The sequence below is a fragment of the Gordonia mangrovi genome (genome assembly GCF_024734075.1).
Taxonomy (GTDB): Bacteria; Actinomycetota; Actinomycetes; order Mycobacteriales; family Mycobacteriaceae; genus Gordonia; species Gordonia mangrovi.
On record NZ_CP102850.1, the window covers coordinates 4,056,329 to 4,072,384 of the forward strand.

Annotated in this window: 13 protein-coding genes; 8 read left to right on the forward strand and 5 right to left on the reverse strand. The window is 64.3% G+C overall.

The genetic code is table 11. The features are described 5' to 3' along the window. Nucleotides 1-15: 15 nt before the first annotated feature. The 3 genes from NWF22_RS18460 to ilvA are packed head-to-tail and all read left to right on the forward strand — an operon-like array spanning nucleotide 16 to nucleotide 3,828. Nucleotides 16-1,410 (forward strand): cystathionine beta-synthase, encoded by a 1,395-nt coding sequence (locus NWF22_RS18460; protein WP_160903134.1) that lies wholly within the window; start codon nucleotides 16-18, stop codon nucleotides 1,408-1,410. 32 nt (nucleotides 1,411-1,442) lie between these two features. Next, a complete protein-coding gene (locus tag NWF22_RS18465) occupies nucleotides 1,443-2,615 on the forward strand; it encodes a cystathionine gamma-synthase (protein WP_160903135.1) in 1,173 nt (390 codons plus the stop codon). 16 nt (nucleotides 2,616-2,631) lie between these two features. Further along, the gene (gene ilvA, locus NWF22_RS18470) at nucleotides 2,632-3,828 is read left to right on the forward strand and encodes a threonine ammonia-lyase (protein WP_160903136.1); all 1,197 of its coding nucleotides are present in this window, start codon (nucleotides 2,632-2,634) and stop codon (nucleotides 3,826-3,828) included. A gap of 21 nt (nucleotides 3,829-3,849) precedes the next feature. Here the strand turns inward: ilvA and NWF22_RS18475 are convergent, their stop codons facing one another. Further along, nucleotides 3,850-4,368: an SRPBCC family protein gene (locus tag NWF22_RS18475; protein WP_160903387.1), complete on the reverse strand. Its 519-nt coding sequence runs from the start codon at nucleotides 4,366-4,368 to the stop codon at nucleotides 3,850-3,852. Between the two features lie 201 nt (nucleotides 4,369-4,569). Between NWF22_RS18475 and NWF22_RS18480 the strand changes: the two genes are divergently transcribed. Then, nucleotides 4,570-5,448: a phosphatase PAP2 family protein gene (locus NWF22_RS18480; RefSeq protein ID WP_160903137.1), complete on the forward strand. Its 879-nt coding sequence runs from the start codon at nucleotides 4,570-4,572 to the stop codon at nucleotides 5,446-5,448. On the opposite strand, the gene NWF22_RS18485 is transcribed toward NWF22_RS18480, so the two are convergent. Then, a complete protein-coding gene (locus tag NWF22_RS18485; RefSeq protein WP_160903138.1) occupies nucleotides 5,355-5,711 on the reverse strand; it encodes a hypothetical protein in 357 nt (118 codons plus the stop codon). The genes NWF22_RS18480 and NWF22_RS18485 overlap by 94 nt on opposite strands. A gap of 125 nt (nucleotides 5,712-5,836) precedes the next feature. Here NWF22_RS18485 and NWF22_RS18490 point away from each other — a divergent pair, with 125 nt between their 5' ends. From NWF22_RS18490 to NWF22_RS18500, 3 genes are read left to right on the forward strand one after another with little or no spacing between them, the layout of a single operon-like run. Beyond that, entirely contained in the window at nucleotides 5,837-6,412 is a 576-nt protein-coding gene (locus NWF22_RS18490) for a hypothetical protein (RefSeq protein WP_160903139.1), read from the forward strand. Nucleotides 6,413-6,420: 8 nt separating this feature from the next. Then, nucleotides 6,421-6,687 (forward strand): type II toxin-antitoxin system Phd/YefM family antitoxin, encoded by a 267-nt coding sequence (locus NWF22_RS18495; RefSeq protein ID WP_160903140.1) that lies wholly within the window; start codon nucleotides 6,421-6,423, stop codon nucleotides 6,685-6,687. 2 nt (nucleotides 6,688-6,689) lie between these two features. Beyond that, nucleotides 6,690-6,950 (forward strand): type II toxin-antitoxin system RelE family toxin, encoded by a 261-nt coding sequence (locus tag NWF22_RS18500; RefSeq protein WP_309249719.1) that lies wholly within the window; start codon nucleotides 6,690-6,692, stop codon nucleotides 6,948-6,950. Between the two features lie 79 nt (nucleotides 6,951-7,029). On the opposite strand, the gene NWF22_RS18505 is transcribed toward NWF22_RS18500, so the two are convergent. The 3 genes from NWF22_RS18505 to NWF22_RS18515 form a co-directional block, all read right to left on the reverse strand. Beyond that, a complete protein-coding gene (locus tag NWF22_RS18505; protein WP_160903142.1) occupies nucleotides 7,030-8,874 on the reverse strand; it encodes an intermediate filament family protein in 1,845 nt (614 codons plus the stop codon). A 3-nt stretch (nucleotides 8,875-8,877) separates the two neighbouring features. After that, a complete protein-coding gene (locus NWF22_RS18510) occupies nucleotides 8,878-12,258 on the reverse strand; it encodes a DUF499 family protein (RefSeq protein WP_160903143.1) in 3,381 nt (1,126 codons plus the stop codon). A gap of 75 nt (nucleotides 12,259-12,333) precedes the next feature. Further along, a complete protein-coding gene (locus NWF22_RS18515) occupies nucleotides 12,334-15,096 on the reverse strand; it encodes a DUF1156 domain-containing protein (protein WP_160903144.1) in 2,763 nt (920 codons plus the stop codon). Between the two features lie 45 nt (nucleotides 15,097-15,141). Between NWF22_RS18515 and NWF22_RS18520 the strand changes: the two genes are divergently transcribed. Continuing rightward, nucleotides 15,142-16,023 (forward strand): DUF4352 domain-containing protein, encoded by an 882-nt coding sequence (locus NWF22_RS18520; protein ID WP_233751278.1) that lies wholly within the window; start codon nucleotides 15,142-15,144, stop codon nucleotides 16,021-16,023. Nucleotides 16,024-16,056: the final 33 nt, after the last annotated feature.

Below are 16,056 nucleotides of genomic sequence, written 5' to 3' on the forward strand. Positions count from 1 at the left end.
TGGGACCATGGACACATGCGTATCGCTGATCACGTCGTGGATCTGGTGGGCGACACCCCGCTGGTCAAACTCAACTCGGTGACCAAACCCGGATCGGGACTGGTTGCTGCCAAGCTCGAATACCTCAACCCAGGCGGCAGCAGCAAGGACCGCATCGCCGTGCGGATGGTGGACGCGGCCGAGCAGTCCGGCGCACTCGAGCCGGGCGGGACCATCGTCGAGCCGACCTCGGGCAACACCGGCGTCGGTCTGGCCCTGGTGGCTCAGCAACGCGGCTACAAGTGCGTGTTCGTGTGCCCGGACAAGGTCGGTGAGGACAAGCGCAACGTACTGCGTGCCTACGGCGCCGAGGTGGTGGTGTGTCCGACCGCCGTGCCGCCCGAGCATCCCGACAGCTACTACTCGGTGTCCGACCGACTGGTCCGCGAGATCGACGGCGCCTGGAAGCCCAACCAGTATTCGAACCCCGCGGGACCGCAGAGCCACTACGAGACCACCGGCCCGGAGATCTGGGCCGACACCGAGGGCAAGGTGACCCACTTCGTCGCCGGCGTGGGCACCGGCGGCACCATCACCGGCACCGGCCGCTACCTCAAAGAGGTGTCCGACGGGTCGGTGCAGATCGTCGGCGTCGACCCCGAGGGGTCGGTCTACTCCGGGGGCACCGGTCGGCCGTATCTCGTCGAAGGTGTCGGCGAGGACTTCTGGCCGAGTGCCTATGACCCGACCGTGCCCGACGAGATCATCGCCGTCTCCGACGCCGACTCGTTCGACATGACCCGACGCCTCGCCCGGGAGGAAGGCCTGTTGGTCGGCGGCTCCTGCGGCATGGCCGTGGTTGCGGCGCTGCAGGTGGCCGAGCGCGAAGGTCCGGACGCGGTCGTCGTGGTGCTGCTGCCCGACGGCGGCCGTGGATACCTCGGCAAGATCTTCAACGACGAGTGGATGAGCAGCTACGGCTTCCTGCGTACCCCGCTGGACGGCAAGACCAAGGAGTCGCTGGTCGGCGACGTCTTGCGGGGCAAGACGGGCGCGCTGCCCGACCTGGTGCACACCCATCCGCAGGAGACGCTGCGCGATGCCATCGAGATCCTGCGCGAGTACGGCGTCTCCCAGATGCCCGTCGTCGGCGCCGAGCCACCCGTGATGGCGGGCGAGGTGGCCGGCGCGGTCACCGAACGCGACCTGCTCAGCGCGGTCTTCGAGGGCCGCGCCAACCTTGCCGATCCGGTCTCCGAGCACATGGGCAACCCGTTCCCGCTGATCGGTTCGGGTGAACCGCTGTCAGCTGCCACCAAGGCGCTGTCGGAGAGCGACGCGCTCATGGTGGTCGAAGAGGGCAAGCCGATCGGCGTCATCACCCGGCACGACCTGCTGGCCTTCGTCAGCAGCCATCCCACCGTCGGCTGAGCCGGCCGGCACGCGACCCGAGGAGCATCGAAGTGAGTGAACAGCGCAGCGCTGCGGATTCGTCTCGCTGGCAGGGGTTCTCCACCCAGGCCATCCACGCCGGGTACGACCCGGACCCGCAGACCGGGGCGGTCAACGTCCCGATCTACGCCAGTTCCACGTTCGCACAGGACGGGGTCGGCGGGTTGCGGGACGGATTCGAGTACGCCCGGACCGGCAATCCCACGCGGCGGGTGCTGGAAGCCAACATCGCCGCCCTCGAACGCGGCACCTACGGGCGTGGTTTCGCCAGCGGTATGGCGGCGACCGACGCGCTGCTGCGTGCCACGCTGCGGCCCGGTGATCACCTGGTCATCCCGAATGACGCCTACGGCGGCACCTTCCGGTTGATCGACAAGGTGTTCAGCCAGTGGGGCATCACCTACTCCGCGGCGCCGGTCACCGACGTCGACGCGGTGCGCGCGGCGATCACCCCGGCGACCAAACTCGTGTGGATCGAGACGCCCACCAATCCGCTGCTCAATGTCGGCGACATCGAGGCGCTGGCCGCGGTGGCGCACGAGGCCGACGCGAAACTGGTGGTAGACAACACCTTCGCCTCACCGTATCTGCAACAGCCGCTCGCCCTGGGTGCCGATGTGGTGCTGCATTCGACCACCAAGTATCTCGGTGGCCACTCCGATGTCGTCGGCGGCGCGTTGGTCACCAACAGCGAGGAACTCGACGAGGCGGTGGCCTTCCTGCAGAACGGTGCGGGTGCGGTGCCCGGGCCGTTCGACGCCTACCTGACCATGCGCGGCATCAAGACGCTCGCGGTTCGGATGGACCGACACTGCGACAACGCCGAAAAAGTCGTCGACTTCTTGTCGTCGCATCCGAAGATCGACAGCGTGCTCTACCCGGGTATCGCAACGCATCCAGGACACGATGTGGCCGCCAAACAGATGCGGCGTTTCGGCGGCATGGTTTCGGTCCGGCTGACGGGCGGACAGGTTGCGGCGCAGGAGTTCTGCGCACGCACCGAGGTGTTCACCCTCGCCGAGTCGTTGGGTGGGATCGAATCGCTCATCGAACACCCGGGAGCGATGACGCATGCGTCGACCGCGGGTTCGCTGTTGGAGGTGCCTGCCGACCTGGTGCGGCTGTCGGTCGGTATCGAGGACATCGCCGACCTGCTCGGCGACCTCGAGAACGCGCTGGGGTGAGGCGAGGGCCGCGGCCATGTTGACCGGTGCCGACGTCGACGACGCGGTGCGCGCGCTGTCCACGGTGATGCGACGCACGCCGCTGGTCGCCTCGCGGGTGCTGTCCGAACGGATCGGCTGCGACGTCTGGCTCAAGTGCGAGAACCTCCAGCGCACCGGGTCGTTCAAACCACGCGGGGCCTACTTGAGGATCTCCCGATTGTCGGCGGAGGAACGCGCCCGCGGCGTCGTCGCGGCCAGCGCCGGCAATCACGCACAGGGGGTGGCCTGGTCGGCCGCCGAACTCGGTATCCGTGCGCGCGTCTACATGCCGACCGGTGCCGCGCTGCCGAAAATCGCCGCGACCAAGGCCTATGGAGCCGAGGTCATCCTCGAGGGTTCGACCGTCGACGAGGCACTCGAGTCGGCCCGCCGGTACGCCGACGAGACCGGTGCGATTTTGATCCACCCCTTCGATCACCGTGACATCGTGGCCGGTCAGTCCACCGTCGGAGCCGAGATTTTGCAGCAGATGCCCGACGTGGATGCCATCGTCGTGCCGACCGGAGGGGGCGGGCTGCTCGCGGGGATCGCCTCGGCGGTCAAGGCGCGACGCCCCGAGACCACCGTCATCGGCGTGCAGGCGGCGCAGGCGGCGGCATGGCCGCAGTCGCTGGCCGCCGGCCACCCACTGGCGTTGGCGGCGATGAACACCATGGCCGACGGCATCGCGGTGGCCCGACCGGGCGACGTGCCGTTCGAGCACATCACCCAACTGGTCGACTCCATCGTCACCGTCAGCGAGGAATCGCTCAGCACCGCATTGCTGCTGATGCTCGAGCGCGCCAAACTCGTGGTGGAACCGGCCGGCGCCGCGGGCGTCGCCGCACTGGCCGCCGGGACCCTCGACCTGTCGGGCAAGGTGTGTGTGGTCGTCTCGGGCGGCAACATCGACCCGTTGCTGCTCAGCCACGTGACCACCCACGGACTGACCGCTGCCGGACGATTCCTCACGGTCACGGCCACGGTGTCGGATCGGCCCGGTGGTCTGATCGCCCTGCTCGAACTGCTCCGCGACCGCGGTGCCAGCGTCGTCGACGTCGTTCACTCCCGCGTCGCCGATGACCTCTACCTCGACGAGGTGCAAGTGACCGTCAGTGTGGAGACCCGCGGCCCCGAACATCAGCGTGAGGTGAAACGGGCACTGGCCGGCGCGGGTTTCCTGCGGGGGTGACACCGACCGTCGCCGCGCACTTCAGATCTGCGGAGACAGGGTTGCGAAGTGGCGGATCGTGTCGGTTTCGACGGTCTTGAAGACGGTGGCCGCGGTGGGGCCGGAGAACGCGGTGACCGCCTTCGCAGAACTGGACAGCTCCAGTGCGAAGGACCAGACGAGGTGGCAGCCGACATCGGCCGGCGAGATCTCGGTGAGTTCGCCGAACCGCTTGAGCCCGGGGGTGGATGCGTTCTCGGCGTAGAAGGCGTTGCGGTACTCACCGGTGTCGGGGTTCTCGTCCCACACGAAGAAGTGTTCGGACAGTCCGGCGAATCCGGGCCCGAGGGACGCCTTGCGTTTGGTGCCGACGCCGTAGGGCGGGGGTGAGACGAACTCGATCGATTTGATCGCCCGGCACCAATCCAGGGTGTGCTGCCGGGTCAGTTCGGCCCAGGCACGTTGAGGACTGACGGGCAGATGCACGTCGATGCGATAGGTGACGGGGGCGGTGTCGAAGAAGTCGAGATCGATGGACTCGAGTGGGTAGCTACGCGCCATGGCATTCATTCATACACGGCACCTCGGAACGTCGTGGGTGCTCGGCCATTCGGGGCGGACATCGGCGTCCGTACCGATCGCGGGCGGCTGTCTGTCCGGATGTCGCCCGTCACGCTAATCTCTCAGGGTTTACTCTGAGGTATTGCTTAGTTGTAGCTAGCAACAACCGCTGTTGGTCGAACGTTCACCGATGGGGAGGCCATGACCACAACGGCGCAGGAAGACGTGACCACAGAACGGTCGGTACCGGCCGGCCTGTGGTTTCGCATATATCCGTCGCTGGCCCGGACCCGGGGCTTTTTTGCGCAACCACGATGGTGGATCGAGGTCGCGCTGGTCTGGGTGATCTACCAGACGTACTCATTTGTCCGGAACCTCGGCGGCAAGGACGTCGCACCCGCCTTCGCCAACGGCACCGCCATCGAGGACCTCGAAGAGCGCCTCTACATCGCCATCGAACAACCCATCAATCAGTGGGTCAACGAGAACCGGTGGATCGCCGACATCAGTGCGTTGCACTATCACACGCTGCACTGGTGGGTCACCATCGGCGTCGCGGTCTGGCTGTACTGGACGAATCGACCCGGCTACCGGAGAGCATCGCTGGTCCTCGCCATGACCACGCTGATCGCACTGGCCGGGTTCTACCTGATTCCGACGGCGCCCCCGCGGATGTACGACGGCTATCACGACGTGATGGCCCAGACGGCGACCTGGGGATGGTGGGAGACGTCGGGATCGCCCGGACCGGAGTCGATGACCAATCAGTTCGCGGCGATGCCATCGCTGCACTGCGGGTGGGCCATCTGGGCCGGTCTGATGATCGTGCTCTACGCGCGGCGCAGCTGGGTGCGGGTCCTCGGTGCGGTGTACCCGTTCACCACATTCTTCGTCGTGGTGGGGACCGCGAACCACTACATCCTCGACATCGTCGCCATCGCCGCGGTCATCGCGGTCGCGATGGTGATCATCTACCTGCCGTGGCGTCAGGCGGCCGGCGCGGCGCCGCCCCTGCCGGCCCCGTCGATCGAGCCGGCCCCGTCAATTGCTGCGGTACCGCCGGGCAGATCCGACGCGTAGCGGATCACCGCACCCACCGGACCCAGGCGGCGTTCGGTCGCGACGATCGCCTCGGCGAGCTGATCCGGGTCGTCGACGTCGGCCACGAGCGCGACCGTGTGGCCGTTGTTGCCGAGCATGAACGGCACCACCGCCGAGTAGTGGCCGCTGACCACGCCGAACGGGATGTCGTGTGCGAACAGGGTGCGAGCATGGTCTCTGACGGCGGGATCGTCGTCGACGACGACCAGTGCGACATGGGGACTGCGTGTGTTCTTCCTCATGATCCAAGGATGATGCCGCGGGTTGGGGACCATCTTGGGCGTTGCTGTGGGGACGCTGTGGATGCCTCGGCGGCCTGTGGATCGTTTCGCGGCGCCTGTGTCGATGACGGCTAGCTTTCCGGTTCATGGGACGTAACCGGACACCAACACCGCAGTGGGCACCACAGGACGTCCCCCGGCTCTGGGCGACCTTCGACCTGTTCAGGCTCGACGTGACCGACGTCGGTGTGGACGGTGTGCTGTGGTGGGGATATGCCGACGATGAACCGGACGAGGAGGACGGTGGAGCCTGCGACCGTGGCGAGTTGCGGGCCGATGCATTGATCCTGCACGTCCTGACCCGGATTCGCCCGTCCGAACGGGTCGACTTTCTGAGTCCGTGGCGGTCATCGACGTTGGCCGATGCCGCGCGGGTCGTCGTGCCGCTCACGCGCGATCTGAAGGTGACGCAAGCCGATGACATCGAGCCGGTTATCACGGTGCTGCAGACTCGGCACAGCAGTCGAAAGAAGCCGGCTCCGGTTGAATCAGGTCGCCATCCCGAAGAACAAGTACGAGTATGTGAAGCCTGGTTGGCCGGAACTGCCCGGAATGACGTCGGTGTCCGTGCTGGCCGCATGACCGGGGTGGACGGGTGCGGCGCGCGATGCTCCGGATGGTTCGAATTCTGGTCTATAACTGGTCTGTTAACAGGTCTATGATGGGCGACGTGCGTATTCTTCCGCTGTCGGTCGCCAAGGCCAAGCTCAGTGAGCTGGTGGACGAGGTGATGCGTACGCATGAACACGTCACCGTGACGCGTAATGGATCAGCGGCGGTCGTCCTGGTCAGCGCCGACGAGTGGGACGCCGTGCAGGAAACCCTCTACTGGCAGAGTCGGCCCGGGCTGGCAGACGATATCCGTGAGGCGCGCGAGGCGCTTGCTGATGAGTCGACCCTCGACGAAGCTGCGGTTCGTGCTCGATACGCGCGCTGATGATGTACCGCGTGCAGCTCGCGCCGAGCGCTGTGCGATCGCTCGACAGACTCTCACCACGTTACGTTCACGCTGTGATCGATTTCATCTACGGTCCACTCGCGCAGAATCCGCGGCGTGTCGGCAAACCGCTCGGCGGCAATTTGCTGGGCTTCTACTCGGCTCGTCGGGGCGCATACCGGGTGATCTATGAATTGCCCGATGATGCAACGGTTCTGGTGATCCGGGTGGATCATCGAGCCCATGTCTACCGGCAGCGGTAGGTGAGGGCGGCGCATCGTGAATTGGTCCAGCGTCGCAGGTGTGTCCGAGTTGACCGAGCACCAGCGACGAGGGCAGCTGTCAGTTGGTTCGGAAGTTGGGTAGGTGGGGTCCGATGTAACCGACGTAGATCTTGCCGGTGCCGGTTGCGTCGTTGTAGTAGTGCATCCGCGGGCTGATGCTCCCGAATTTGGCGATCTTAACGTGCGCACCCATGAAGAGCGTGCCGCCGGCGTCGACCGCCACCGGTACGGGAAAGGTCCTGGCCTTTCCGTATTGCTTGTGGTTTTCGGTGGCACCCGTCTCGTCCCTGGCGTGGCTGTTCGGCGGGATCGACACGCACCCTGGAGGCGTCTGGATGATGTAGTCGTCCACGCTTCCCGTGAACTCGGAGGATGTCCGCACACGGCAATAGTCGTTCAGGGCGCGCAGCGCATTCCATGTCTTTCTGGCCCACGAGTCGAGAGGGTTCTTTTCGTCGAGCTCAAGCGCATACTTCTCCTGACCGGTGAATTCGACAAAGACCAGCTCGTCGAGACGCTCAAGAAGTTCCTGAAAGCTACCCGGCGGCATGTCGAGTGAATTCTCGGGCGGTTGCCAGTCGGCCTGGTCTCGCCCCACGCGCGCGAGCTCGCCGCGAAGGTGACGGAGCTCGCGGTTCGCCGTGTCGAGGTCACTGAGCGCTTCAGCGAGGTCGATGAGGCCATCATCCACGGTGCGTGTCAGTTCGGTGTTCTGGTCTTCAAGTGCACTGCGCTCGGACTCGATCGTCTGAATACGAGATCGAACGAGGCGAACGCTGTCCTGTTGTCGAAGGGCCTCGGAGGCGAGCTGCCCGAGGCGGCTGACAGCTTCTGTGGTCACCTCTGCGGTGCCGATAACAGATCGCACCACTGTGCGAAGGGTGTCGAGGATTCCGCTGGATGCGCGGTCTGGTGCAGGGCCTGCGGTGTCGACCGGGGGAGTGTCGATGAGCGGTGGCTCGGCAACCTCTCGCGGCGTTTCACTGGACGCCTGCGGGACCTGTGTCGTGACCACGACTCGGTCGACGATGGTCTCGTCCAACAATTCGCGCAGCCTGCGGTCTATTCGGATGAGCTCCGAAGGCAGAGCAAAGGTTGTCGAATGTCTGCACGCTGACCGGCCCAGCAGATCTCGCAACCGGTACTGGGAGTCATCGATGATGCGCGCTGTCGTCAGCATGCGGTGTCGAGTGGAGTCGCGCGGATCGTTCAGTTCCGGATGCGGCAGGTATGTCCGAATCGACCATGGCCGAAGCCGATGAGACTCTGGCAGGCGTGAGTTGAGCGCGAGCGTCGTCTCCGCATCGAGCGCATACGCGCTCGCGATGCCGCGGGTCCGCGACAGCAACTTGGCGACGAAGTCGGCCCACTCCGGAAGTGGGACGGTGACGTTGTCGTCTGCCCCGGCCAGAAACAGGTATCCACGACGTTGCGGGTCGAGTAATGCGTCGTACAGGTAGTCGACATCATCGATGTGTGCGCGAAAGGGCTCAGCAGTGAGACGATGACGGCCATCCAGACCGTCAGCGACCTCGAGGATGTTGCTCACCAGCCGCGGAACACTCGCGTCAGCACCGGAAGGTCTGAGAACGTCTGTCCATACCCAGCCGTCGTCGTTGCGGTCCACCAAGGTGGTCAACTGGGTGATCCACACACCGTGGCCTTCGTCTTGGTGAAAGCGCCACCGCTCGATTGTGCTGCCGTCCTGGCGGTCATCTCGGACGAGTGAGGCTGTTACGCCTGGTGCAACCTCGGCAACGCCGGGGCCACTGAGCTTGTCGGCATCCCAGTTCTTGCGTGGATTCTTGCACCATGCGTAGAGCTGCTGGTGGACCTTGGTTGTGATGTCCGAGTCGTTCTCGACCCGGAACAACGATCGACACCCGAGTTCTGTCCCCGCCACAAATCACTCCATTTCGAACCCTGACTGCTCGAACCCAAGGGTGTTCGAGTTCTCGCGAACCGTCCGTTGCACCGCGTCGTCGAAGCCCTCCGGCGACGCGGCATCGATCTCGATCCGTACTTCGACAGTTGTACCCGGCGCCCCCGACAAGAACTGCAGAATCTCCTGTTGGATAGTCGAAAAATCTCGGGCCGGAAAGTCCCCGTCGAGGGTCGTCGATGCCCAGAAGCGGGTCGCTCGAGGTGTCTGTCTCGTCGCGCTGGAGTCTTCCGAATCGGTGTCAGTCCGCCGGGTGTCGTCGTTCGCGCTGGCCTCACCACCATCGTTGTCGGAGGTTTCGGCGACCTCGGCGACCTCTCGATCGCGTTGTGCTTGGGCTATATCCGGCTTGACGACAAGGACTGTGTCCGAGAGCTGCGGCGTCGCGGAGTCGGTCGGAAGGTGGAGGTCGACGTACTTCTGCTCGGTCTCGTCCCAGGCGTAGGCGAATGCGAAGCCTTCGGCTTGCCAAGCCATGTCGTTGTAGACCGTGAGAAGGCCCTCGACGAGCGCGTCTCGGTTCCGGAGTCGAGCAAGGTAGGGGTAGGTGGCATAGAAGCCGTGGAGTTCGCCGACGCTGATATGCCCTGGCCGCCATGCCGACTCCAGTGGGCCCGTGAGATCCATGCTCAGCAATCGAGATGAACGTGTCGTCGACAGCAGGTTGCTGTCGGCAAGCTTCTTCCCGGTTCGTGCGATCAGGTCATCTGTGGTGCCGCCTGCGTTGACGGCACCCAGTGAGTATGTCGCCTGATCGACCGGTTGCTCCGGCAGGATTGCCCAGATGAAGGTGTCGAGGAGTCGGTCGGCAACCACTGCATCGGCCTTGTTCATGCGCGACTCGGACTGTCGGGTTTGCTGACCGCCGAGGCCAAGAGAATCGGCGTTCGTGTGCACGTATCGCCAAGCGAGGAACTCGCGGACCGCCTCTTCGAGTTCCCGGGCTCGTTTGTCGTCGGCAGCAAGCACGACCAGGGAATTCTTATATGAGCGGTTTCCCGCGCCGCGATGTTCGAGGACGTCCGCCGCCCAGGACATTGCTGATGAACTCGTCGACTTGTTCACGTGCGTGACCTCGGGGGACGCGATGACGAGTCGGGTCGACGGTTCATCTGGTATGTCGGCTGAGTTCGATGGGCACACGTGGATGCCGACAAAGCTGGTGTCGCGGGATGCGCGTCGGGCAGCGTCGAGCCGAGCCTCGACCTCTGCCCATACATCAGCCTTGGGGAGTCCCGCGGCATGATCTCGGGCGGCACGGGTGGTGTTGGCGTGGGTGTCGTACCAATAGCGCGCGGCATCGGTGTAGAGGTAGGTCGCCTTGTTTGCCAGATGGTCGAGCGCCGAGTGGAAGTTGCCAGGGACGTCGCCGGGGATTGCGGTGCCGAGAAAGATCCTTGGCTTGTCGACTCCCTTGTGCGCAGTGTGCAGACTCGGTGTCGCTGCGATGAAGATCGAGCGTGCGAGCCGTTGGGTGACGCTGCGCTTGCCGAAGAGATCGTGGTCGTTGTCCAGGTTGTAGGGCACCGAGTGGTCACCGGCGACATCGCTGGTCAGGATCGGTCGCCAGTTGTCGTCGAGGTACTGGCTGATCTCGGTGACCACCGAATCCTTCTCGAGCGGGACGGAACCCGGCATGATCAAGGGTGCAGGGTTCGCGCTGCGCCAGAGCGTGCCGACGATTTTGTTCATCATCCGGAGCACACCGCGTGTGCGCTGGAAGCGATCGAGGGTCGACCAATCCTCGTAGAGCCGATCGAACAGTTCCGGGTGAATCGGATATGACCGCCGGATGCGGTCTACGTAGGCAGGTTCGAGCGCCTCGCTGGGGAACTCGGTGGCATGCTTGCGGTAATACTCGACCAGCGTCTTGGCGATTGAGCTGATCTTAGCCAGCGTCTCCCCGTCGGGAGCGGTGAAGATGCGCCGGCGGACGATCTCGAAGCTCTCTTGCGGGTTGGCCGGCAGCCAGTGATCGGCGGTGCGGCCGACGATTGATTTGAGTCTCTCCAGTGCGGCTCGCCCATGTTCGCCGCCGACTTCTTCGTCGTTGATGTCATCGGCATCGGTGCGGTTGTCATACGACGCCGGAATCGAGATGACGACCTGCACGCCCGCGGTGGCCTTGGCGGCTTCGGTCAGTGTCTGCGCGAACGTGAACTGCGTGTCGAAGTCACCGGCTACCACATTTGCCGCGGGGTTCACGAGTTGGCGAGCATAGGCCACCCACTCGTCGATCAAGATGACAGCGGGCGAGTAGAGCTCGAACAGCTCACGAAGTGAGGCGCCGGGGTTGGTCCCGGCGCGGTCCGCCTCGGCGACGATCTCGTAAGCGTCCTGGCCGCCGAGCTGCCACGCGAGTTCACCCCACATGGTCCGGATGCCGGGGCGGCCGTCGTCGGTGTTGATCCGCGCCGGCTCCATCTGATTGCCGACGATCGCGACGCGCCTTACGCCCTGAGGCACGCTGTCGAGCGGAGCCGCCAATGCAGCGACGTCGTCGGGGTATGCGGTGCTGGGCCGGCCCGACGCCAGATGCCATAGGGCGAGCATCGAGTGCGTCTTGCCGCCACCGAAGTTGGTCTGCAGGTTGACGACCGGGGAAGCGTTGAGGTCGCCGGTCAGCCGCCGGACGTTCCGCTCGATGAGGTCGCGCAGCCCTTGAGTGAGGTAGGTGCGCTCGAAGAACTGCACCGGGTCGGAGTATTCGCCCGCCTCCTTGCCCTGCGCCACCGTGTACAGGTCGGCGGCGAACTCGGCGGCGTTGAAGTTGTCGCTCGCGACGTCCGGGTGGGGGCTCAGAATCTCGCGCCACGCCGGAAGGTTGTCGGCCCCCACAGACGCGAGATCAAGCTTGCGGGCGGCCTGGGTGTCCTCTCGTTCCGACGCCACGCGACGCAGGTCCAGCCGCAGCCTGCGGACCTCGTCAGCCTCCTTCGGTGCACCGATCGCCTTGAGGAAGCGCTCGCAGGTGTCGAGCGCGCGCTGGGCCTCTTCGTTGTCGAAGGGCTTCATGTGGGCGAAGTCGTGTCGGTAGTCGCGAAGCTCGGTGGCGTAGCTCTTCTGCGTCCGCGAGAGGCGGTCGTCGAATGGGTACCACCCGCGACGCACAGTGTTCGGGATGTTGTCGATGATCATCCGCAGGCCGTCGGAGGGGTCGTTCGGGTCGTAGTGACGGTTGTTCGACGACCCGCTGCCGCGGCTCTGATCGCGGAGCTGCATCAGCTGGATCCAGGTGTGACCATTTGGCATCTCGGGTTCGAGGACCGAGGTGATGAACCGATCCAACGCAGGCCCGAGTAACTCCATCGCTCGGTTGATCCGGTCCCGGTTGCTGAGCGCCATGCTCGCCTCACTTCGCAGTTTGCACATCATGTTGTGAACAACTGCGACTCTATCGGGCAGATCGACCGCGTGAACTCAGTCCACGAGGGACGGCTGGTAGGACGATTCGGGAGCCTGCCGAGCGATGTCGTTCCAGGCGGCGCCGAGGTCGTTGAAGTCCACGGCGAGCTTGGTCTGCTTCTTGTTTTCGGCGAGCTTGAACATCAGCGTCGCGAGCTCCTTGCACAGATCCCAGTCGACGTTCCGCGGAACGCGGCCGAGCAACGACGCCGCTGCCGGCACGCCGTGGTTGGCGAGCGCCCGGGTGAGGTGCATGACGACCTCCCACTGGGAGATGGCAGTGTCCGACGACGGGTCATAATCGGCCGGCATGTTCGGTGGCGGGATGAGCTGGACCTTGCCGCCGCCCTTGGTCAGAATCCCGGCGCGTTCGAGGGCATCGAGCGAGACGCCGCGTGCGTTCGACACCGATTCGGCCTCGCCGAACTTGCCGCTGTCGAATCCGGCCTGACGGAACCATGTGAGCGCAAACCGCGTCTCGTTGTCGAAGTCGTTCTCGAGCTCGGTGAGCACCTCGTCGAGGATGGCGTTGATCCGTTGGAGTGCCGATCGGACGGTCATCTTCGAGCCGTCGTCTTCGAGGACCGCGCTGTAGCGGGAGAAGACGGCCATACCCGGTCCGATCGCGGCCTGGGGGAGGTCGACCGGGGCGATGGCGCCCTGCTGGAGTTCGCGGAGCTTGTCGGGTAGTTCGGATCGGAGCGTCGAAATGAAGCCCCGGCGGTCGGTGCGCGGCGCGTTTTCTGGACGGGGGCGGCAGGCTAGGACTATGGATGAGGCGAGTGCGTTGGTGCCACTGGCCAGCATCCGATTGCTCAGTTCTGATCGCATCGGCCACGTGGCCGTAATCACCCAACCGGAGCGGATCATGCCCTCAAGCAGGGTTTCCCAGCCAGTGGAAGACTCGCCTCCGAGTGCCGATTCCTGTTGTTTGAATGCGTAGTAGACCGTGATCGGAAAGTCAGGCATCGCGGTTTCGCGTGCCCGCCGGAACACTTCGCGGAATCCGTCCTCGAAGAAGCGCTGTGCGCCCTCCCTGCCGTCATGTCTGTAGGGATTGGCGACGAGCTCCTCCGCCTTCGGTACCAGCATCGTCGAGAGAATGCTCGGGTGGATTTTGTGAAGGGACCGTCGCAACCAGACGTAGAAGAAGTCTGATAGATCCGAGTAGCCGATATTGTCGTAATACGGAGGGTCAGTCGATATCAGATAGCCGAGATCAGCTACGGATGCCGATTCCTGACGTGTGACAGCCGGGGTGGGGCCGACTGCGCGAATTCCCTTGATGATGCTGCCGAGGCTCACGGAGTATGATCCCGCAGCCGTTCCGAAAGGCGTAGTGTCCGGGTAGTCCCAGATCATTGGAATGGCTTGACGTGCGAAGAGATTTCGGACCTGCTCTTTCGTATTCTCCCAGCGGCAGAGTGAGTTCGAGATGTCGGCTAGTCGACTGACACCGAGCCCCAAATAGGTCGCCACCGCATCCGCGTACGCTTCGGCGCCACCCCCGTCGGCATCAAGCCGATCGCCGCTTGGCAGTCCCGCGGTAAGCGCGTCCTGAACTACGGCTTCGCGTGCTTCGCCCACTAGATCGCTAAAGGTGGTCAGCGCGGTGAGCTGGCGTGGGGTGAAGAGAGACGCGAATGTCGTCATCCCATAGTTGGGCGTCTTGAAGTCTCGAGGGTTTTTGGGTAACACCCCCGTGGGTGCCGAGGCCGGGATCTCAACGTCGGCGGCGTGCGCGTGCTCGGCCGTGGGCTCCAGGTAGATCCGGGTGCGCTTGCCTGCGGCGACGGTCGCCATCAACTGCGCGCCCATCCGGCCCGCTTGACCCTCGGCGCGGATGTATTTGAGTGAGACTGCATCCCCGCACCGCACACACGCCGCCCCGGTTCGGCCGACCGTGCCATCGGTCTCCGCAGTCGGCGCGTTCTTCAGATCGTGACCGATCTCGAATCGCACTGCCTTGTCCTCGACCATGGGCACAACGTAGGCCTCTTTGCCCTTCTTCTTGCCTAGCCACCACGAACGGACCAATGGCATCTCAATCCCGCAGTTCGGGTTCGGGCACTGGACCGTACGCGCCCAGATCCACGCAATGACAGTTGCCTTCGATCCATTCGGCAGTGTCGCCTTCGGGTAGAGGTGCCCGATCCGCTTCTCAGCTTCGTCGCGCATCCATTGGCCGTACCGGCGGACATCCTCGGCGAGACCTGTTGCACGAGGCCAGGACTGAATTGTCTCCGCTGCGGCGCCGGGGTACACGGGTGGTTGTCCCGCGAACTTTGGCGGGATCTCGATGAGAGCCTTGTTGATGAGCACCGCAACAGGATTCAAATCCGAGGCATGCGCTTCCAGACCGAGTCGTTGGGCTTCGAGCGGGATAGTGCCACCGCCGGCGAACGGGTCCAGGATGGGCGGGGGGTTGCCATCTGTCGATTCGAGGATTCTCTGGTTCGCTTCGCGGAGCAGATCCTCGTCGTTGGAGTTCTCCCAGACGACGAGACGTTCGATCAGCCTGTGCAGCTCCTTGCGTGCGGTGGTCTGCTCCTCCTCGGTCGGGTAGAGGTCTGGACGTGAGCCAGGGTCGTCGACGAGTTGCGCGAAGAGGACGGCGCGGGCGGCCGCCAGAGGTCGCCGAGCCCACCACAGGTGCAGCGTCGACGGATGCCCGTGCCGGATTGACTTCTCGCGGGCCGACTCCTTGTTGATCGCCTCCAGCGGCAGGCTGACCTCGATCAGCTTGCGTTTACCAACATGTTGTGTAGCGACGGACATGGCCACCTCTCGCGTACCGAACAGAGCCGGTAAACGTAGCACAACATGTTGGTGGTTCACGAGCTGGTTCGCAGCGGTTGCTCCACTTGTCGGCGTTCCGCGGAACGCGGGGTTCGCCGTTTTTGTCAGACCGTTGGTGCAGTATCTCCGGCCATGACGAATACACCAGAGAATGGCCCGGTGAATCCGGGTGAACCACAGCACCTGAACGCTCCGCAGGGAGCGCCCCAGTATAGTCAGGAGTACCCGTCTCAGCAGCCGTATGCCCAACAGCCGTACTCCCAGTGGGGCTACGGGCAACCGCCGGTCCCGCCGGCGCAGTCGCCGAAGAAACAGCGCAAGTGGCCGTGGATCGTCGGCGGCATCGTTGTGATCTTCATGGTGATCGCGGCACTGTCCGGTGGTGGGTCCGACGAACCCGCAGATGAGGTCAGCGCTGGTGCGGCGAATCCTGTCGCGGAGACACCAGCGCCGCCGGCCGCGGAAGTAGGAGCCGATGACGAAGGAGCCGACGACGCAGTCGCCGCGATCAATACCCCGGTACGCGACGGCAAGTTCGAGTTCGTCGTCACAGAAGTCCAGCAAGGCCTGCAGAGCGTTGGCGACAACCCCTACCTCGCACAAAAGGCGCAGGGACAGTTCGTGATCGTGACGATGACGGTCACGAACATCGGTGATGAAGCGAAGGGATTCTCGCCGAGCAATCAGAAGCTCATTGACGCGCAGGAGCGCAGCTTCGAGTCAGACACGTCCGCGCAGATCGCCCTGGACAGCGACAGCAACGATATCGCTGTGTGGGACAACATCAATCCCGGAAATGCTGTCGACGTCCAGGTCATCTATGACATGCCGGTTGACGCTGTCCCTGCGAGCATCGAACTGCACGATTCGATGTTCTCGGGTGGTGTGGCGGTGTCGCTGAGATAGCCACCCGCGTTCCGCGGAACGTCGATGACGGCG